The sequence below is a fragment of the Natronolimnobius sp. AArcel1 genome (assembly GCF_011043775.1).
Taxonomy (GTDB): domain Archaea; phylum Halobacteriota; class Halobacteria; order Halobacteriales; family Natrialbaceae; genus Natronolimnobius.
This window is the reverse complement of record NZ_JAAKXY010000003.1, coordinates 485,794-503,916: the sequence shown is the minus strand read 5'-3', so window position 1 is coordinate 503,916 and position 18,123 is coordinate 485,794. Positions and strand designations below refer to the sequence as shown.

Sequence of the window (18,123 nt, the reverse complement as noted above, 5' to 3'; positions counted from 1 at the left end):
CCGAACGACCCCGAGGCTTCCCGTGGTTTAGTCGGACACTCCCATCCGACCATCGGCCTGATAGCCTCGAACGGTCGGGCGGGTCACGGTCGGGGCGTCCACGGCCCCCGATGCCTGCCGTCGTCGTCCGAAACGGCGCAGCCGTTTCGTGATCACGAGAGACTCCGTCTCTCGGTCGACACCTTCCGAACAACGGGAAGGCTGTTGAGAGCAGGCACATTCCAATCGAGTTTCTTCACGCCTTTCACGGCGATATTGACGCTTGCACTACGGTCGCTGTGGTCTTGATGCCCACAGTCCCGGCACTTGAACCGTTTCTTGTTACGGTTCGCACGTGCTGTGTGTCCACACATCGGACACCGCTGACTCGTGTACTCGGGATTAATCCACGCAGTCGGGATACCCTCGAACGACGCCTTGTACGACGTATAGAACTGTAGGGCGCGGAACGGGAGGTGGTGCAAGCGTCGGTTCATTCGCGTGCCGTAGTCGATACTGTCGCGCATCTCTTTGAGGTCTTCAAAGACGATGCACGGCTTCTCGAACTGTTGGCTCCACTCCACGATGTGCCGAGATACCTTGTGGAGTCGGTCGCGGACAAACCGTTCTTCGCGCCCTTCCAACGTGTCGTGGATGCTGTCTTTCCCGGCGTTCTGCACGCGCTTCCGCATCGTGAAGTAGCGGTGGCGCTCGAACTTGATTTCGGGGAAGTCGATGACCAACGAGTCCTCGACGCCATCCTCGGAGAGTGCGGTGAGAGCCACGTTGTCCTCATTCACGTCCACGCCGACAACCGTCCGTGAGTCCTGCTTGTCCCGAACTGTTTGTTCGGTGTTGGTGACGTTGACGTGCAACTCAGGAGTGTCGTTATGGAACAGGGCCTCCGCCGTCCCAATCTTCCACTCGTCACTTTCGAGTGCGGTCTTGAGAATATCGAGGTGAGCGTCACTCCCTTCGAGGACGCCCTTGACGTGGTTGTACGGTTTCGCGCTGATTCGGAACGCCACGTTGCCATCGTCGGTAAGCGACAAATTGTGCCCCTCCTCGTAGTTCGCACGAAGCGGGTACGCACCGTCCTTGGTGTGGCTCGGGAGCCCGAAGTCGTCGTACTCGTAGTAGTTCTCCATCGCTCCGAGAGCCTTGGCGACAACGCGCTGAGTCGTGTTCTTCACAAGGTTGGCGTCGTCTGCCACGCGGTCGGGAATCGTATTCCAGTCCACACCTTCTTTGGCGAGACGGATGGTTTCGTTGTACACTCGTCGGGCTTCGAGCGTGGCGTCGTACAACAGGCTCTTGTTGTCACTCTGGATGTTGAGTTGGAAGTCCAGAGTCTTGACGAGAGCCTGTGATCCTGTCATTCTTCGTCTTGTTTGGCGGGTTCTGAGGTTCGGACGACTTTCACGTCGGCCCCACGCCAGCGTTTAGGAACGGTGACGTGGGCACTGTTCCCGAACGGTTTGACCTCACCGTCGAGAACTTCCTCGCCGTCGATTTCAAAGCGATTCACCACACCAATGTATATATTTTGGATATACTTAACTGTGTTGGTGGAGTGGGTTCGATATGGGCGAGAAGCGGTCAAATCACACGGTGTACAACGTCAACTACCACTTCGTGTGGTGTCCGAAATCAAGCAAAGCGAAGTCGTTCGAGACGGCGCGCCGTCTCGTGATGACGAAACGTGCTCGCACGTTTCGAACCACTTTGCGTACCTCGCGGGACCTTCGATCCCGCTTAGTACCGCCACTCGATTCTCGAACCCATCGAGAATTCGCTGGAAGCGAGTTTTCGCAACGTGTGCGACGAGTACGATTACAAGATACTGTCGTCATCACGAGAATCGAAGATTTTCGAACGACACGCCCCGAGCGAGATTGTACGAACTGTCAAGAGCATCACGGCGCGGGAGATGTGGGAACAGCACGAGTCGTTCTTGGAGGAGTATCTGTGGGGTGGTGGATTCTGGGAACAGTCGTACTACATCGGAACGGCAGGAACAGTCTCAACAGAAACGATTGAGCGGTACATCGAGCGGACAGAACACGTCTAAGTGTCGGCTTCACCCTCGGGGTCACGCCCCGAGGCACTCGCCTTGTTTTCTCTGTAGATCATGCGCGTCCCGACCAGCAGCCCCCAGGTCGTCGCGACCGCGATCAGTGATAGTCCTTTGCCGTTACCCCAGAGCGCCGACGCTTCCTGTCCCAAGAGTTTCCGAACAGCCATTCAGCAGTCGTTGGTGGCCTCTCACCCCCGGCCGGCCTTAGCAACTGTCGTCGCCCCCGGCGTTTTCCGCTTCTCGATCGTGTGGGCGGACCACCTCGAGCACGCGCAAACGCGAACCAGTGAATCCCACCTCGAGAACAGCTACGATGCGAGTCCCTCGATCAGAAACTCTGCCGAGGCGAGGTTCGTCGCGAGCGCGGTGTCGTGAACGTCACAGATCCGCAGTAGTGCCGAGATATCCGGCTCGTGTGGCTGTGCACGAAGCGGGTCTCGGAGGAAGATGATGCCATCAATCTTATCTTCGGCAATCTCGCCGCCGATCATCAGGTCACCACCGAGAGGGCCAGACTGCTTGCGCTCGACCTCGAGGTCGGTCTCTTCCATCAGGCGCTGTCCCGTCGTGCCCGTCGCAAGCAGGTCGTACTCCTGTAGTTGCTGTTCGTGGTCCTGTGCGAACGCAATGAGATCAGCCTTCTTCTCGTCGTGTGCAATGAGTGCAACGCGTGTCATACTGGCAGGTCGGCTGCCGGGAAAATAAGCGTGTGTCACTCACGACCGTGCGACCGACGGCTGGCGGCCACCGACACCATTACTTCGCTGCTCGCCAAACGCACCTGACAGATGTCGACACAATCACTCGAGGCACACCACATTGGCGTTACTGTTACCGATCTCGAGGCCGTCGTCCCGTTCTATCAGGACGTACTCGGCTTCGAGATTGCCAGTGAGTTTGCAGTTGCGGGCGAGGAATTTTCCGATGCTGTGTCCGTCGACGATGCCGCCGGGACGTTCGTCCATCTCGATGGCCACGGCATCCGTATCGAACTCGTCGAGTACGACCCTGAAGGCGAAACGGTCTCACCCGTCGGACTGAACCAGCCCGGTGGCATGCATCTTGGCTTTACCGTGGACGATCTCGAGGCCTTTGCGGCGTCCCTGCCCGAGTCTGTCGAGACGTTAAGCGAGCCACAGACGACGGCAACGGGGAACTCGATACTGTTCATCCGAGACCCAGAAGAAAACCTCGTCGAAGTACTCGAGCTTACAGACTAGTCTTTTTGACGGCGTCTTTCCTTGGCGGCTGCTCAGATCGCTTCGACGACCTCGTCCAAGACAGCTGCGTCTACGAAGACGACGACGTGATCGCCGGGGTAGATCATCGTTTCACCACGAGGCGTTACCAGATCACCGCCACGTGAAATCGCACCGATGACGACACCATCAGGAAGGTCGCCCATCGCGTCAACGATTGTTTCACCGGCCAGAACGCTGCTGTCGTTGACCTCGAACTCGATTACCTCTGCCCGGTCGTGCTCGAGCATGGCGACTTTTTCGGTGTGGCCGGCGCGGGTAAAGCGGACGATCTCTTCAGCGGTCTCCTCGCGCGGGTTGATCGCCACGTCGATGCCGACTGTTTCGAACAGTTCCGCATACTGGAGGTTCTCGATGACGGCGACGGTTCGGTCGACGCCGAGTCGGCGCGCAAGCAGCGAGACTAACAGATTCTTCTCGTCGCCATCGAGGGCGGCGATAACTACGTCAGCCTCATCAATGTGTTCGCGTGCGAGAAACTCGGCGTCCGTGGCGTCACTTTCCATGACGAGCGTGTTTGGCAGCGCTTCGGCGACCTCGCGTGCGCGATCATGGTCTTGTTCGATCAGCCGTGGCCGGTAGCCGTGTTCTTCGAACTCGCGGGCGGCCTGAAAGCCGATTTCGCTCGCGCCGACGATGACGACCTCGTCGGTCTCGGTCGTCTCTCGCCTCGTGACATCATCTGCAAAATCAACAACTGAGTCAGGGCTTCCGATGACGACGACGCGGTCGCCAGCCCGGAGTACAGTATCACCGCGTGCGACAATCATCTCGTCCCCACGGAAAATCCCGGCGAAGGTCATCGAATCGTAACAGTCTGCCTCCTGAACAGTCATGTCGACGACCGAACTTCCCGGCCCAAGTTCGAACTCGGCCATCCGAACGAGACCACCGACAAACATATCGACATCCTGTGTCGCAGGGAGTCCTGAAATCCGGAATATCGTCCGCGCAGTCAGGAGATCCGTACAGACCATGAAATCGACGCCAAACGCGCCCTGAGAGCCCTCCCAGGTCTCGAGAAGGGTTCGTCGTCGGACGCGGGCAATCGTAAAGGAATTACTCACCGTTTTGACCGCCCCACAGACGACGACGTTGACCTCGTCGTTGTCAGTACAGGCGATGACGAGACTCGCCTCGTCGACATCTGCGGCTCGCAAGGTCTCGAGTTCGGTTCCATCGCCCTGTAATGCGAGGACATCCATCGAGTACGTGAGTTCCTCAACGACGTCTTGGTCCTGATCGATAACGACGACATCGTGAGAGTCCTCTAGATTACTGGCAATTGCCTGTCCGACGTCACCGGCTCCGACGATTACTACGTGCATACAGTGACCCGTGCCTGTCTGGTGTCTGCGCTCGTGAGGCGACTGTATCGGTCAGTGGCCGTGTAACCGTCTGTCGTGGTCATCTCTGCCCAGACTTCCATTAGTCCGTATGAGTTGGTTCAAAACCATAATTGCTCCCCTCTGTCTCGAGCGGGGAGTCCTCGAGACGTCGATACAGAGTGGCGAACACAGTAGGAATTATCGTCGGAGTTCATCGGTTTCCAGTGTGAAACCGAGATACACCGCCATAGACTGGATATCGAACCCTCCAGTCGGCTACGATCCACCCTGTTGTAGCCGACTCAAACCCGCATGCACCTTTTTCGATTCGAAAAGGACAGTCTTAGACGCTATCGAATACAAAGTACCGAGGATATATATTCCGCTATCACGCACTGGTGTCTATGGGAGACGGGACTGGCAGCACCTACCGACTTGATGAAATTGACCGTCGGATCATCTATGCGTTGATGGCCGACGCACGGAATACATCAGCACCGACGATCGCTGAACAGGTAAGCGTCTCCGGCGCAACGGTGCGAAACCGAATCGCCCAACTCGAGGAACATGGTATCATCGAGGGGTATCATGCAACCGTGGATTTCGAACACGCGGATGGCTCGCTGATGAACCTGTTTCTCTGTCACGTCTCGTTCGACGAAATCGAAGGTGTTGCCAGACGGATTGGAACGATCCCCGGCGTGATCAACGTCAGAGAGTTAATGGGTGGTCGCATAAACCTCCACGTCCTCGCCGTCGGAACCAACACCAGCGACCTGCGTCGCATCGGACGGGAACTCGCGCAACTGGATGTTGAAATCGAAGACGAGTTCCTCCTGCAGACTGAACACGACTTCCCGTATACGCCGTACGGACCCGCCGACGGGCATCCGCGAGAACAGTTGACCGACTACATCAGCCTTACTGGCGGTGCCGAAGTCGTCGAAGTGAACGTCCACGAGGACGCCCCAATCGCCGGCGCCACGCTCGAGGAAGCCGCAACTGATGGTCTGTTGGATGACCGGACGTTGGTGATCGCAATTGAGCGCGACGATGACGTGATTACGCCACACGGAGAGACAGAGATTCATGCCCACGATATCGTCACGGTATTCGCACCGAACGAGACCAATGGGCCGACAATACAGGGCTTTCACGGCCCGAACAGAGAACCCGATCTGCGGACACGACACCAGTAATCGCTAGCCATGTCACTCAGTAAATACCTTCCCGAGTTCCTCCAAGGGGACGATGACGACCACGAAGGCAATCCCAACGCGACCATTATCTACGAGTGTCGTCACTGCGGGACCGATTTCGACGAACAGCGAGATACCTGTCCAGTCTGCGATTCTGCTGAGATTGCAACATACACGTTCGATACTGGTGCCCAACTTCAGGACGAAAGCGAAGACAAGGACCCCGACGACCACTGAGACGAATTCTCTGAATAGAACGTCACAGTCTCGAGTGGTTCTTCTACTGAGATTCTACTGGCACGACAGTGTCGACCGAACCTGCTCAACGTCGGTTTCACACGTCGCACAGGATTGTTTCTTGGCAGCGATGTAGACAACGCCACAGTCTTCACAGTGAAAGAGATTGCCCGGTGCGTCTGTGGCGTTTTCGTCAGCGTGGTCCCGAGCGGTTTCGTCATCTCCTTGAGGAGAGTGCGAGAGTCCGAGTGCAGACCGGACCTGTTGTCCGACCGTCCCGAAATCAAATCGTTCTCGCATCTGACATCGAATGCTCATACACTGACCAACAATGATACGTAAAAAGTAGATACCGTCTAATATATTTGGTTGTCAGCGGTACGAGAATTTAGGGTGTAGTGGTACCAACGTACACACTGAGACGAACTGGTATCGTCGCCACTGACTCGGAGTGACACGTATAGCAACCTTTTCGATAGTTGCGGCGTCACTCGTCTCCATGAACTTCTTCGATCGGTTGCACGACCGCATTCGGACGGTCAACAGCGTCGTGAGCGTCGGCCTCGATCCAGATCCAGCGCGGATTCCCGATCATCTGGATGACTATGACCTCCCACGCTGGGCGTTCAACCGCCGAATTATCGACGCAACGCACGAACATGCTGCGGTTTACAAACCAAACGCTGCCTTCTATGAGGATCCTGACGGGTGGGCAGCCCTCGAGGAAACCATCGCGTACGCCCACGGGAAGGACGTCCCCGTCTTGCTCGACGCCAAACGGGCAGACATTGGAAACACGACCCGCCAGTACGCCCAGATCCTCGAGACCGTCGATGCGATCACGGTCAACCCCTACATGGGCCGGGACTCGTTGCAGCCGTTCCTGTCGAACGAGGAGGCTGGTGTGTTCATCCTCTGTCGAACCTCGAACCCCGGTGGCGAGGACCTCCAGGATCTCGAACTCGAGACCGGCGAACCGCTGTACGAACGCGTCGCCGCGTTGGCGGATCTCTGGAACGAAAATGACAATGTCGGCCTCGTTGTCGGCGCGACGAAACCCGAGGAACTCGAGGAGTTACGCGAACAGGTACCGGACCTGCCCTTCCTCGTGCCGGGTGTTGGTGCACAGGGCGGTGATGCGGAGGCTGCAGTCGAGTACGGGCTCTCGGGAGAGGTCGGGCTCATCAACTCCTCGCGCGGGATCATCTTCGCCGGCGAAAATCAAGGGACAGAGTTCGCAACGGCGAGCGAACAGGCAGCCAAACGGCTCAAAAAGCGGTTGAACCAGTATCGAGACTGAGCGCTCTATAGTAACAACTGAAACTGTTTACACACCAATCGTATAGCTCACGGCTCGCTTCGCTCCCCGTCTGCTCACGGCGCGAAGCGCCGTTCGCATGGTATGCGAGACCGCTGGTCTCGCACTATTCGCGTTTCCGCGGTTCTCACTCACATCATTCGCCCCGAACCGCGCTGTTGTCGTGCGATTGGGTGTGCACTGACTTTCAGTGGCTACGATAGTTGTTTTTCGCCCGAAACAGTGTCTATGCATCCTCGAGGATTCGACCGGCAATCCGACCATCGACGACTTCGCCGACGATTTCGACGGTGACTGGGTCGGCCGGCGGGCGTTCCTTGAGTAACTCCTCGCCGTCAATGATGACGATATCCATCGGACTCGCTTCTCGAGGGTGGGGCCCAACAAGCGTATCGCTGTCGTCCGCTCGCTCGAGTCTGACCTGCACTGTCTCACCGATTGCCAGTGATTCAGCGAGCAGATCGCGCAGGGAGGTCACGGTTAAAACCGATTAACATCGACATCATCGTGGCTGGTATCGACGTTTGGATTGTGTTCACTGCCGCCCGTTCCCGGCTGCGCCTGCGTCGCACAGTCAGCACACAACCCCATCCCGCGCTCGTAGTGTTGCTCACAGGCGAGCGTCCCGCAGTTGTCACAGCGCTCCTCGGCCGGTCGAGACTCACAGATCTGACAGAGGCCACTGACGCTCATACGGCTCCTAGGCGCTCGAGTGCCTTGAATCCGGGGCTGGCACCCACACGGTAGCATGGCGCACGTCACTGGCACTAGTACTGTGGTCCGAGTTATCATGTGACGAGAAAGCTTTTGCCGCGTGACCTGCTACCGAGGTATATGAGCCGTGACCGGGCTCTCCTCGAGCGAGCCCTGGACCGTGGCGAACAGGACGGAGGCAACGTCGAATTCAAAGAACGGCTTTCACGAGACGTCCACCTCGAGGGTGGACGACGCGAGAGTCTGGCGGCCCAACTTCGACACCGGTTGCTGTCTGGCGACGGCGAAGCAACGTACGTCGTCGGCGTCACCGACGACGGGGGTCTCGCCGGCATCGATCCCGAGACGTTCTCCGAGACGATGGATGTTCTTTCCTTACTCGCCGAGGAAGCCGACGCCCATATCGACGATGTCCAGACGTGGGGGGTCAACGACGGGTTGGTTGGCGTCGCGTTACTCCAAGAAGGCAGCGTCCTCGAGACGGATGACGAACACGTCGTCGTCGGGACAGCGGGCCACGTCGACCACGGCAAGAGTACGCTTGTCGGTTCGCTTGTCACTGGCACGGCCGACGACGGCAATGGCGCAACCCGATCGTTTCTTGACGTCCAGCCCCACGAAGTCGAACGCGGGCTCTCGGCTGATCTCTCCTATGCTGTCTATGGCTTCGACGATGATGGGCCTGTCCACGTTCGAAATCCAAACCGCAAAGCCGACCGTGCAGCCATCGTCGAAGAGGCTGACCGACTCGTCTCGTTCGTCGATACCGTCGGCCACGAACCCTGGTTGCGAACCACGATCCGCGGCCTCGTCGGCCAGAAACTCGACTACGGCATGCTCGTCGTCGCCGCCGACGACGGCCCCACGCGGACCACGCGCGAACACCTCGGCGTCTTGCTCGCGACCGAACTGCCGACCATCGTCGCGATCACGAAAACCGATGCCGTCAGCGACGACCGCGTCGAGGAAGTCGAACGTGAGGTCGAAGCCCTCCTGCGGGAAGTCGATAAATCGCCACTCCGGGTTGCCCGCCACGGCGTCGACGCCGCTATCGAGGAGATCGGCGAACGCGTCGTCCCCATCGTCGAAACTAGCGCGATCACGATGGACGGCCTCGAGACGTTAGACGAACTGTTCGACCGGCTTCCGAAAACATCCCAGGACATGGGCGAGTTCCGGATGTACGTCGATCGCAGTTACTCCGTGACCGGCGTCGGTGCGGTCGCCTCGGGAACCGTGATGGCCGGCGAAGTCGAAGCCGGCGACGAACTGCTGATCGGCCCGATGCCAGATGGGCGCTTTCAGGAGGTCGAAGTGCGCTCGATCGAAATGCACTATCATCGCGTCGATCAGGCCCAGGCGGGTCGCATCGTCGGCATTGCACTCAAAGGCATCAAAGAGAGTGCCATCGAGCGCGGGATGGTCTTGCTCCCGCGCGAGGCAGATCCCAAACCCGTCCGGGAGTTCGAAGCCGAGGTGATGGTCCTGAACCATCCGACTCGGATCGGTGACGGCTACGAACCCGTTGTCCATTTAGAGACCATCGGCGAGGCCGCCGCGTTCCATCCCGAAGACGGTCGCCTCTTGCCGGGCGATACCGGCGAAACCACCGTCCGATTCAAATTCCGTCCGTATCTCGTCGAGCAAGGCCAGAAGTTCGTGTTCCGCGAGGGACGCAGCAAGGGTGTCGGGACGGTGACCGAGGTCCATCCAATGGACTGACCGTCGACACCCATTGGCCTCTCCGGCACCGTGTGCTAGACAAATCAGTTCGATAAGACTTTACTCGAGAGTGATAGTTCACTGGCTAATGCTCCCTGAATCCCCACAGGCTCGCTTTCGGTGGGCGCTCACCGAATCGCTGATTATTTTCGGACTCTTCGCTGTTTGGGCCCTCATTGTCGCCAGTGTTAGATTCCTCTCTCAGTTAGTGATTGCACTCTCACATTCCTTCATCGGACCGCTGCACCCACTATTTGAACTCCTCAATGCAACCAGCCGGTTGTGGACTGTTGTCGTGCCAGTTGCAGCGATCACCGCGAGCCTCTACGTGTTGGTCCGAGCGGGCACGCTGCTCATCGACCACTACGTTGAAACTGCAGACAATTCGAGCTAGTGGCGGTCCAAGCCTGAACTGATCGGTGAGATCGATAGCAGTCGTCTGATTTCTCCTCCCGGTCGAGGGTTGGAACAGTACTATTTCACGAACGACGCTCCTGGCGCTTACAGCCCGAATGACTCCGCGAGCAGTTCCTCGTCGGTCTCGCCGTAGGAGTACGTCGGCCCGCCGAGGACATCGATCGTCACTTTCGCGGGCGCAAACAGATCCGATGGAACCTCCGAAAAGTCCCACTCGAGGTCGTCGAAGACCTCGCCGAACGGGCGACCGTGATCTTCTGCCGCCGTCGATGCCACCGATTCGAAGACCTCCGCATCGGCGTCCTCACGAACGGTCACGTGTGCAGTGCCGCCGTAGGCGATTGCGTCGTTCGTGCGCGCGATTGCTGTTTGTTCGTCTGGGGCAACCGGTGCAACCGGCCCACGACCAGTTGCCGAGACGATATCGAGCGGGTCGTAGCCGAGTTCGACCAGCCGGAACGTTGCGAGTTCGGCGACGCGTGCAGCGTTCGTGATACTGCCGACGAGGCTAGCCGTCGGATATGCGAGCAAAAAGACGCTGCTTGTTTCGACTTCTGCCAGGTCAGCGACCTGCTCGGCGGCCGATTCGGTTGGGTCAGCATCTGTTTCGACTGCCAGTGCGGTCAGGTCGAACGCATCGGTGTAGCCAACGCGACGAAACTCCTCTTCTTCGGCGACGAGCGCCCGTGCGGGGCCACTGCCAAGCCCTTCGAAGTCCTCGGTGGTCAGCTCCCAACCAGCCTTCTGGGAGCATAGCAGCGAGAGTGCCGGGTGGTCCGTCGTCAGTTCTACGTGTGGAATCGACACTCCGTTGATGGTCTCGAGATCGTGACTCGGCGTCGCCAACCCGGCCGTCTGTATCTCCGTCAGTAGGAGTCCCGCCTCGACGCCACCATCGAACTCGAGGCCGAAATCCAGAACCGTTGCCTCGTTCTCAAGGTCGTAGCCGCCGATACTGAGCTCCTCGGCATAGTCGAGAGCCTCGTCGACCAACTCGATCGCCATGCGATTGAGACTTTCCATACCTTCCGTTCAGCCTCCGGCGTAAAACAGTTTGTCAGTTCGTGTCAGACGTGCGTCTGACCCGATCGCCAATCAGGCTGTCTCGGCTTCGATATCGAAGCCGCTCGCGGCAGTTCAGACTGTGGGTTCGTAGCCGGCATCGGTAATCGTCGACGCGATCGTCGCCTCGTCGATCGTCTCCTCACTGTGGTCGACGCGAACCTCGTTGTCCTCGTGGCTTGCTCGCGCGGATGCGACGCCAGAAAGCGCCTCGAGTGCCTCAGTAACGTTCTGCTCACAGCCGCTACAGGACATGTCGGTGACCTCGAGTGTGGTCTGTTCCATACGAGCGCTTTGTGCTCGAGGGAAGTGAGCGTTGTGCTCGCGCTCTTACTCGTCGCTGTGGGCAGGTCGTCCCAAGGCCGCTTCGACGGCGTCGACTTTCTGGTCGGCCGACTGTTCGCGACCGCGTTTGTCGTCGATTTTTAACACCGTACTCACGCGGTCGCCGTCGACCGCCTCGTGGGCTGCTTGGGCTGCTGCAAACAGTTCGCCAATCTCGTCCGCTTCAATCACCGTCCCCATTGGGTTCGTCTCGTAGGTCACATTGTACTCCTCGAGTGCGTCGACTGCCTTGGCAACTTCCGACGCCATGCTGTCTTCGATGACCGGTGCGACGCTCAACAGTGCAATGACCGTCATACCTACTCCGATGGACGGGACCTACCTAAACTCGAGGGCTGTCGCTACTGTCGATTGCACGCTCTCGAGTACTAACAACAGAGAAAAGCCGGGACGGACGGACAGATTCGGGGTGGCTCTTACGCTGACGGCCGGTGCCGACCCTGAGTGGTCTCTGCGGGCGGGTAGATGATGACGTCGCCGTTCGCGTACACGAACACCTCGTGCTCGAGGGCAGTAAACGCGACGTGGCCGCCGGATCGCTCGGTGCCGTCTGCTTTCGGGCGGAAGAGTCGGTCAAGCGCGTCGGGGTCGATGCTATCGTAGAGCGAGAACTCTCCCTGGGAGACATCGGTCTCCGCAATTGAGGCGAGCGCGTGGACGATAGTCGTCGTTATCGTCGCCGTTCCATCGACGTCGTGGTGGAAGACGTATCGGTCGTTGGTCTGGTCATATTGCAGCTCGTCCGTCTCTGTGTCAGGTGAGGTTTCCGTTTGCATTGCTATCTCTCGTCGGTCAATCGTCTATTGCCACATAGTAATTCATGCTATAAAAGTAGCTCGCCACCCATATTGGTTTACATTCGTGAAATACGGACTTTCGGACTGGTCGACACTGCTATCGGACTCGGAAATCGCCTCGAGAACACGCCTCTCAACCCAAATCTGTCGTTTCTAGCCCTTACTGTTCCCTGTTGCGATCTTCCGCATACTCGCTCAGTCGCTTGAGCTCCCACTCCGCCTCGAGCGAGCGGCGATGCTGCGGTGAGACGATTGCCTCGCCGGAGCCGTCGATGCGCTCCTCTGGGTCCGCTACGGACACCCATTCGCGCACGCGGGCGAGGAAACAGCGGAACATACGCTGGTGTTCTCGCTCGAGGATCAAAGTCGTTGCCCGGCTAACACTGTGGCGAACCGGTGACCGTCTCTTTCATCCGGTTCTCCGATACAAATTTGTGAGTGGTCTAACAGTCTCCGCACATGGATATTCGAGCGCTCTCGAGTGACGCTGACCGGCGGTTGGCAGTCCCGATTCTCCAGCAGTTGTGGACCGATAAGTCCCCAGCGGAGATCATGGCGTGGACGGCTCAGGAGGCGTACACGCTCATCGGCGGTTTCGTCGACGGCGAACTGATCGCTGTCGCCGGGGTCCGAATCGACGATTTTCTGCATCACACTCGTCACGCTTGGCTCTACGATTTCGTCGTCGACGAACCCTCTCGAGGTGAGGGCTACGGTACTGCGCTCTTGGAATACGTTGAGGAGTGGGCGTCGTCGAACGAGTGCGATGTCATTGGACTGGCCTCGCCACTAGCCAAATCGCAGGAACATCAGTACTACACTGCCCGTGAATACGACAAGTGGGGCTATGTCCTCGAGAAAGAGCTTTGATTGGAGGATTCTCGAGACAGGGTCTCCGATTGCTCGAGGATGTAGTGTTCAGTAAAACGCGCTGGCTGGGATTAGAACCACGCCTGAGAACCTGCTCGCGGTGCTCGCAGAACCTCAGTCTGATTCAAATCCAGGAACGATGTCTCCGAATATGGATACTCGCACTGCTACGCAGTGCTCGCGGAGTTGTATTCGGAGAAATGCGCTGGCTGGGATTTGAACAACGCGAAGACATTCCGGGGTGCTCGCTACGCTTCGCTCCCGGGCTGTGACTTCTCTCGTTCAAATCCAGTGCGACATCACGACTCACGGATGACGAGCACACGCTACGCGGTGCTCGTCGAAGTTGTTCGTCGTAGAAGTGCGCTGGCTGGGATTTGAACCCAGGTTGTGACCATGGCAAGGTCACGTGATACCACTACACTACCAGCGCCCTGTTGCATTCATACCTACTGCCGGGTGGATATATAAGGCCTACGAATCGTTCCAGCATCGCCACACGGCAACACGGTGGACACTGCTCGAGGTCACCCTCGCTCGAGTGGGTAAACCGGCAAAAAACACTGCGTTCTCGAGTAGCTGTCACTAAGTTATCAGCTGTTGAGAGTGTGTGTCTGTAACACACGAATTCGAGGGTGTGAGAGCGTCACAGCCGTAATCGAATCCGCTATCCTTTTAAGACCCTGACCGCAACAAAACGCTACAGTCTAGTGACGCGGCGCCGAAGCGTTTCGGCATGACCGTTAGCGTACTCGTGCCGTCGTCGCTCACCCGTGAAGCCGAGGACAAACGCGAGGCAACTCGTAAACTCGGATACGTCGCCCGCGCGGCGACAATCTTCCGGGCAGATCGCCTCATCGTCTACCCAGATCGGGATGGCGAAACTGGGCGATTCGATGATGGGTTCGTCAGTACCGTTCTGCGGTACGCCGCAACCCCACCATACCTCCGCAACGAGGCATGGGGGATGCGAGACGAACTAGAGTACGTCGGCGTCTTGCCACCGCTGCGCGCGGTGTCACAGACCGGCTCCGAATCGAACGGTTCGGGGTCGACAAGACAAGGAATCGTGACCGAGGTCGGACCTGAAGGGCGCGTCCGGGTCAATTGCGGACTGCAACACCCGATCTCCCTCAACACACCTCCATCGATGGAGGTCGCCGAGGGGGAGCGCGTGACCGTCAGGATCTCTTCGCGACGACCGGTCCGGGCGAAACTCGTCGACGGCCCCCTACCGGGGCTTAGCGTCGAGCGGACGGACCTTTCGACAGCTCTCGGCCGTGAGGACGCTGGCGTTTGTATCGCGTCGTCTCGCCATGGTGCGGAACTTACCGTGGGGCGACTCGAGACGCTGGCCGGACGCGTTGACCGCAATGGGATGACCGTTGCGTTCGGTGCGCCCGAGAGAGGGCTGCCGGAAATCCTCGGAATCGAGGCATCCGAGATCGTAGCTGCGTACGACGCAGCTGCCGTGGATGACAGAGTCGACGTCGAACCCACCGATCTAGGGTTCGATCTCTGGCTGAATACGGTTCCGAACCAGGGCAGCAAGGTGGTGCGAACGGAGGAGGCTCTGTTCGCCACCCTCGCTCCCCTCTCACTGCAAGAGTGATAGAATGCCACAAGCAAATTCACCACGCAAAGGCTCACTCGGTTTCGGCCCACGAAAGCGTGCGACCAGCGAGGTCCCACGCTTCAATTCGTGGCCGGAAGACGACGGACAGCCGACGCTCCAGGGTTTCGCGGGCTATAAGGCCGGCATGACCCACGTCGTAATGGTCGACGACAAAGCGAACTCGCCGACCGAAGGGATGGAACAGACCGTCCCTGTTACGATCGTGGAGACGCCGCCTATGCGCGCCGTTGCTCTGCGTGCGTACGAAGACACGCCGTACGGAAAACAGCCCGTCACCGAAGTCTGGACCGACGAGTTCGTTTCTGAACTCGATCGTGTTCTTGACGTTCCCGGTGACGACTACGATACCGACGCATCCGCAGACGAACTCCGTGGCCTTCTCGAGGAAGGTCGCGTTGACGACGTCCGCGTCATCACGCATACGGTTCCGGGGGACCTTCCCTCGATGCCGAAGAAGAAACCGGACGTGATGGAGACGCGCGTTGGCGGTGGCTCAGTGTCCGACCGCGTCGACTACGCCCTCGAGCTGCTCGAGGACGACGGTGGCGAGCACGTCATGAACGACGTGTTCCGCGCCGGCGAGTATGTCGACGCAAGCGGCGTCACGAAAGGTAAGGGTACCCAAGGTCCCGTCAAGCGATGGGGCGTCCAGAAACGAAAGGGCAAGCACGCCCGGCAGGGATGGCGCCGCCGCATCGGGAACCTTGGCCCATGGAACCCGTCCCGTGTTCGCTCGACGGTCCCACAGCAGGGACAGATGGGCTACCACCAGCGGACGGAACTGAACAAGCGCCTCGTCGACATCGGCGAGGGCACAGACGCGACGGTCGACGGCGGCTTCGTCAACTACGGCGAAGTCGACGGCCCGCACGCGTTGATTAAGGGCTCGCTCCCCGGGCCAAACAAGCGCCTCGTGCGCTTCCGCCCGGCGATCCGACCTGGAGACCAGCCACGCCTCGACCCAGAGGTTCGGTACGTCTCCACCGCATCTAACCAGGGATAACACATGGAAGCAACAGTACGCGACCTGGACGGCTCCGACGCGGGTTCGGTCGACCTCCCGGCGGTCTTCGAGACCCAGTACCGCCCGGACTTGATCGCCCGCGCCGTGCGCGCTGCCCAGGCTAACCGAAAGCAGGACTACGGTGCCGACGAGTTCGCTGGCATGCGAACGCCAGCCGAATCGTTCGGTAGTGGCCGCGGTATGGCCCACGTCCCTCGACAGGACGGACGCGGTCGCCGTGTTCCCCAGACGATCAAGGGGCGCAAGGCACACCCGCCAAAAGCCGAGAAAGACCAGGGCGAATCGATCAACACGAAAACACGAAAACTGGCCACCCGCAGCGCAATCGCCGCGACGACGGATGCTGAACTCGTCGCCGAGCGCGGACACCAGTTCGACGATGACGCTGAGATTCCAGTCGTCGTTTCCGACGAGTTCGAAGACCTCGTCAAAACGAAGGAGGTCGTCTCCTTCCTCGAGGCAGCAGGCCTCGACGCCGACATCGAGCGTGCAGACGAGGGTCGAAGCGTCCGTGCCGGGCAGGGGAAGATCCGTGGCCGGAAGTACAAGACGCCGACGTCGATTCTGTTCGTCACCTCGAGCGAATCCGGCCCATCCCGTGGTGCTCGGAACCTCGCTGGAGCCGACGTGACGACAGCTGCAGAGGTCAACACTGAGGACCTCGCACCTGGTGCACAGCCAGGTCGACTCACCGTCTGGACCGAAAGCGCACTCGAGGAGGTGGCAGACCGATGAGCACGATCATCGAGCACCCACTGGTGACCGAGAAGGCGATGAACGACATGGACTTTGAGAACAAGCTCCAGTTCGTTTGCAATCCAGATGCCTCCAAGCCCGAGATTCGGGACATTGTTGAGGCGCGCTTCGATGTCACGGTCGACGACATCAACACGCAGGTAACGATGAAAGGCAAGAAGAAAGCAATCATCAAACTCGCTGAAGAGGACGACGCGCAGGAAGTCGCCTCTCGAATCGGGGTGTTCTGAGAATGGGACGACGTATTCTCGGACAACGACGCGGTCGCGGTACCTCCACGTTCCGTGCCCCGTCGCACCGATACAAGGCGAAACTCGACCACAAGAAGACCGAAGACGACGATATCGTCCGCGGGACGGTCGTCGATATCGAACACGACCCTGCTCGATCCGCGCCGATCGCAGCTATCGAGTTCGAGGATGGCGAACAGCGTCTCGTTCTCGTTCCCGAAGGCGTCACCGTTGGCGAGGAGATTCAGGTCGGAGTTTCTGCTGAGATCAAGCCGGGGAACACGCTTCCCCTCGCAGAGATCCCAGAAGGGGTTCCGGTCTGTAACGTTGAGTCCAACCCAGGCGACGGCGGGAAGTTCGCCCGTGCCGGGGGGACCAACGCAGACCTAATCACCCACGACCGCTCGGCTGCGGTTGTCCAGCTTCCAAGTGGCGAGGTCAAGCGCCTCGATCCACAGTGTCGAGCCACCATCGGCGTTGTCGCCGGTGGCGGTCGCACTGAGAAGCCAATGGTTAAAGCAGGGAACAAGTATCACAAGATGCGCGCACGCGGGTCCAAGTGGCCTCGCGTTCGTGGTGTTGCGATGAACGCCGTTGACCACCCATTCGGTGGCGGTGGCCGACAGCACCCCGGAAAGCCGAAGTCCGTCTCGCGGGATGCCCCGCCAGGACGGAAGGTCGGTGACATTTCCTCGCGCCGTACCGGCCGAGGTGGAAACAAATGAGTCAGGAGTACCGAACCGGCCGTGAAGGTGAAGACTTCACCTACCGCGGTCACACGCTTGAGGAGCTGCAGGATCTGGAGCTCGAGGAAGTCGCAGAACTGTTGCCCGCACGTCAGCGGCGAAGTGTCAACCGCGGTCTCTCTGTTGAGAAGCAAAAGCTTCTCGAGAAGGCTCGCGGCAAAGGCGAAGAGGAAACGGCGAACGCGCCGATCCGAACGCACCTGCGCGATATGCCGGTGCTGCCGGAGTTCGTTGGACTGACCTTCGAGGTCTACAACGGACAGTCGTTCGAGCGTGTTCGCATCGACCCCGAGATGATCGGCCACTATCTCGGAGAGTTCCAGCTGACCCGTAACTCCGTCGAGCACGGACAGGCTGGTATCGGTGCAACTCGATCGTCGAAGTTCGTCCCACTGAAGTGATCATCG

General features: G+C 59.0%; 25 protein-coding genes, 1 tRNA gene and 2 pseudogenes. 14 read left to right on the top strand and 14 right to left on the bottom strand.

The window, feature by feature from the left end; all coding sequences use genetic code 11:
• Positions 1-27 precede the first annotated feature (27 nt).
• Together G6M89_RS10815 and G6M89_RS10810 are read right to left on the bottom strand one after the other, a co-directional pair.
• Positions 28-1,358 (bottom strand): annotated as a pseudogene (locus G6M89_RS10815) (RNA-guided endonuclease TnpB family protein).
• Entirely contained in the window at positions 1,355-1,510 is a 156-nt protein-coding gene (locus tag G6M89_RS10810) for a DUF2080 family transposase-associated protein (protein WP_084777756.1), read from the bottom strand. The pseudogene G6M89_RS10815 and the gene G6M89_RS10810 overlap by 4 nt, the downstream one beginning before the upstream one ends.
• Before the next feature lie 53 nt (positions 1,511-1,563).
• On the opposite strand from G6M89_RS10810, the pseudogene tnpA reads away from it, so the two are divergent.
• Positions 1,564-2,050, top strand: a pseudogene (gene tnpA / locus G6M89_RS10805) (IS200/IS605 family transposase).
• Here tnpA and G6M89_RS10800 read toward each other — a convergent pair.
• On the bottom strand, positions 2,047-2,223 hold the full coding sequence (locus G6M89_RS10800) for a hypothetical protein (protein ID WP_165161790.1): 177 nt from the start codon (positions 2,221-2,223) through the stop codon (positions 2,047-2,049). The pseudogene tnpA and the gene G6M89_RS10800 sit on opposite strands and share 4 nt — an antisense overlap.
• Positions 2,224-2,364: 141 nt before the next feature.
• Positions 2,365-2,733, bottom strand: a complete 369-nt coding sequence (locus G6M89_RS10795; RefSeq protein WP_165161789.1) for a methylglyoxal synthase — start codon at positions 2,731-2,733, stop codon at positions 2,365-2,367.
• A 111-nt stretch (positions 2,734-2,844) separates the two neighbouring features.
• Here G6M89_RS10795 and G6M89_RS10790 point away from each other — a divergent pair, with 111 nt between their 5' ends.
• Positions 2,845-3,276, top strand: a complete 432-nt coding sequence (locus G6M89_RS10790) for a VOC family protein (protein WP_165161788.1) — start codon at positions 2,845-2,847, stop codon at positions 3,274-3,276.
• A gap of 32 nt (positions 3,277-3,308) precedes the next feature.
• On the opposite strand, the gene trkA is transcribed toward G6M89_RS10790, so the two are convergent.
• Positions 3,309-4,643 carry a Trk system potassium transporter TrkA gene (gene trkA, locus G6M89_RS10785; RefSeq protein WP_165161787.1) on the bottom strand — a complete coding sequence of 445 codons (1,335 nt, stop codon included), beginning with the start codon at positions 4,641-4,643 and terminating at the stop codon, positions 3,309-3,311.
• Positions 4,644-5,047: 404 nt separating this feature from the next.
• Between trkA and G6M89_RS10780 the strand changes: the two genes are divergently transcribed.
• Together G6M89_RS10780 and G6M89_RS10775 are read left to right on the top strand one after the other, a co-directional pair.
• Complete coding sequence (locus G6M89_RS10780; RefSeq protein ID WP_165161786.1) at positions 5,048-5,842, top strand: Lrp/AsnC family transcriptional regulator; 795 nt, start codon at positions 5,048-5,050, stop codon at positions 5,840-5,842.
• 9 nt (positions 5,843-5,851) lie between these two features.
• A complete protein-coding gene (locus G6M89_RS10775; protein ID WP_165161785.1) occupies positions 5,852-6,079 on the top strand; it encodes a hypothetical protein in 228 nt (75 codons plus the stop codon).
• Positions 6,080-6,133: 54 nt separating this feature from the next.
• Here G6M89_RS10775 and G6M89_RS10770 read toward each other — a convergent pair whose 3' ends face one another.
• The gene (locus G6M89_RS10770; protein WP_165161327.1) at positions 6,134-6,397 is read right to left on the bottom strand and encodes a hypothetical protein; all 264 of its coding nucleotides are present in this window, start codon (positions 6,395-6,397) and stop codon (positions 6,134-6,136) included.
• Positions 6,398-6,578: 181 nt separating this feature from the next.
• On the opposite strand from G6M89_RS10770, the gene pyrF reads away from it, so the two are divergent.
• Entirely contained in the window at positions 6,579-7,379 is an 801-nt protein-coding gene (gene pyrF / locus G6M89_RS10765; RefSeq protein WP_165161784.1) for an orotidine-5'-phosphate decarboxylase, read from the top strand.
• Between the two features lie 244 nt (positions 7,380-7,623).
• On the opposite strand, the gene G6M89_RS10760 is transcribed toward pyrF, so the two are convergent.
• The gene (locus G6M89_RS10760) at positions 7,624-7,875 is read right to left on the bottom strand and encodes a hypothetical protein (RefSeq protein WP_165161783.1); all 252 of its coding nucleotides are present in this window, start codon (positions 7,873-7,875) and stop codon (positions 7,624-7,626) included.
• Positions 7,876-7,877: 2 nt separating this feature from the next.
• Positions 7,878-8,090 carry a hypothetical protein gene (locus G6M89_RS10755; RefSeq protein WP_165161782.1) on the bottom strand — a complete coding sequence of 71 codons (213 nt, stop codon included), beginning with the start codon at positions 8,088-8,090 and terminating at the stop codon, positions 7,878-7,880.
• A 141-nt stretch (positions 8,091-8,231) separates the two neighbouring features.
• Here G6M89_RS10755 and G6M89_RS10750 point away from each other — a divergent pair, with 141 nt between their 5' ends.
• Complete coding sequence (locus tag G6M89_RS10750) at positions 8,232-9,833, top strand: GTPBP1 family GTP-binding protein (protein WP_165161781.1); 1,602 nt, start codon at positions 8,232-8,234, stop codon at positions 9,831-9,833.
• Between the two features lie 88 nt (positions 9,834-9,921).
• On the top strand, positions 9,922-10,227 hold the full coding sequence (locus G6M89_RS10745) for a hypothetical protein (protein WP_165161780.1): 306 nt from the start codon (positions 9,922-9,924) through the stop codon (positions 10,225-10,227).
• Between the two features lie 107 nt (positions 10,228-10,334).
• Here the strand turns inward: G6M89_RS10745 and mch are convergent, their stop codons facing one another.
• The 5 genes from mch to G6M89_RS10720 form a co-directional block, all read right to left on the bottom strand.
• Complete coding sequence (mch, locus tag G6M89_RS10740) at positions 10,335-11,273, bottom strand: methenyltetrahydromethanopterin cyclohydrolase (RefSeq protein ID WP_165161779.1); 939 nt, start codon at positions 11,271-11,273, stop codon at positions 10,335-10,337.
• Positions 11,274-11,387: 114 nt separating this feature from the next.
• Positions 11,388-11,597, bottom strand: a complete 210-nt coding sequence (locus tag G6M89_RS10735) for a heavy-metal-associated domain-containing protein (protein ID WP_165161778.1) — start codon at positions 11,595-11,597, stop codon at positions 11,388-11,390.
• Positions 11,598-11,642: 45 nt separating this feature from the next.
• The gene (locus G6M89_RS10730; protein ID WP_165161777.1) at positions 11,643-11,954 is read right to left on the bottom strand and encodes an MTH1187 family thiamine-binding protein; all 312 of its coding nucleotides are present in this window, start codon (positions 11,952-11,954) and stop codon (positions 11,643-11,645) included.
• A gap of 119 nt (positions 11,955-12,073) precedes the next feature.
• Positions 12,074-12,433 (bottom strand): HalOD1 output domain-containing protein, encoded by a 360-nt coding sequence (locus G6M89_RS10725; protein WP_165161776.1) that lies wholly within the window; start codon positions 12,431-12,433, stop codon positions 12,074-12,076.
• 181 nt (positions 12,434-12,614) lie between these two features.
• Positions 12,615-12,791, bottom strand: a complete 177-nt coding sequence (locus tag G6M89_RS10720; protein ID WP_165161775.1) for a hypothetical protein — start codon at positions 12,789-12,791, stop codon at positions 12,615-12,617.
• A gap of 122 nt (positions 12,792-12,913) precedes the next feature.
• On the opposite strand from G6M89_RS10720, the gene G6M89_RS10715 reads away from it, so the two are divergent.
• Positions 12,914-13,324, top strand: coding sequence for a GNAT family N-acetyltransferase (locus G6M89_RS10715; RefSeq protein WP_165161774.1), 411 nt, complete (start codon positions 12,914-12,916; stop codon positions 13,322-13,324).
• A gap of 362 nt (positions 13,325-13,686) precedes the next feature.
• Here G6M89_RS10715 and G6M89_RS10710 read toward each other — a convergent pair.
• A tRNA-Gly gene (locus G6M89_RS10710) sits at positions 13,687-13,757 on the bottom strand.
• Positions 13,758-14,060: 303 nt separating this feature from the next.
• On the opposite strand from G6M89_RS10710, the gene G6M89_RS10705 reads away from it, so the two are divergent.
• From G6M89_RS10705 to G6M89_RS10680, 6 genes are read left to right on the top strand one after another with little or no spacing between them, the layout of a single operon-like run.
• On the top strand, positions 14,061-14,936 hold the full coding sequence (locus G6M89_RS10705) for a putative RNA uridine N3 methyltransferase (protein WP_165161773.1): 876 nt from the start codon (positions 14,061-14,063) through the stop codon (positions 14,934-14,936).
• A 4-nt stretch (positions 14,937-14,940) separates the two neighbouring features.
• A complete protein-coding gene (locus G6M89_RS10700) occupies positions 14,941-15,963 on the top strand; it encodes a 50S ribosomal protein L3 (RefSeq protein WP_165161772.1) in 1,023 nt (340 codons plus the stop codon).
• 3 nt (positions 15,964-15,966) lie between these two features.
• Positions 15,967-16,719: a 50S ribosomal protein L4 gene (gene rpl4p, locus G6M89_RS10695; RefSeq protein ID WP_165161771.1), complete on the top strand. Its 753-nt coding sequence runs from the start codon at positions 15,967-15,969 to the stop codon at positions 16,717-16,719.
• Complete coding sequence (locus G6M89_RS10690) at positions 16,716-16,970, top strand: 50S ribosomal protein L23 (protein ID WP_165161770.1); 255 nt, start codon at positions 16,716-16,718, stop codon at positions 16,968-16,970. The genes rpl4p and G6M89_RS10690 overlap by 4 nt, the downstream gene beginning before the upstream one ends.
• 2 nt (positions 16,971-16,972) lie before the next feature.
• Positions 16,973-17,695, top strand: coding sequence for a 50S ribosomal protein L2 (locus tag G6M89_RS10685; protein WP_165161769.1), 723 nt, complete (start codon positions 16,973-16,975; stop codon positions 17,693-17,695).
• Entirely contained in the window at positions 17,692-18,117 is a 426-nt protein-coding gene (locus G6M89_RS10680) for a 30S ribosomal protein S19 (RefSeq protein WP_165161768.1), read from the top strand. Before G6M89_RS10685 ends, G6M89_RS10680 begins: the two co-directional genes overlap by 4 nt.
• Positions 18,118-18,123 lie beyond the last annotated feature (6 nt).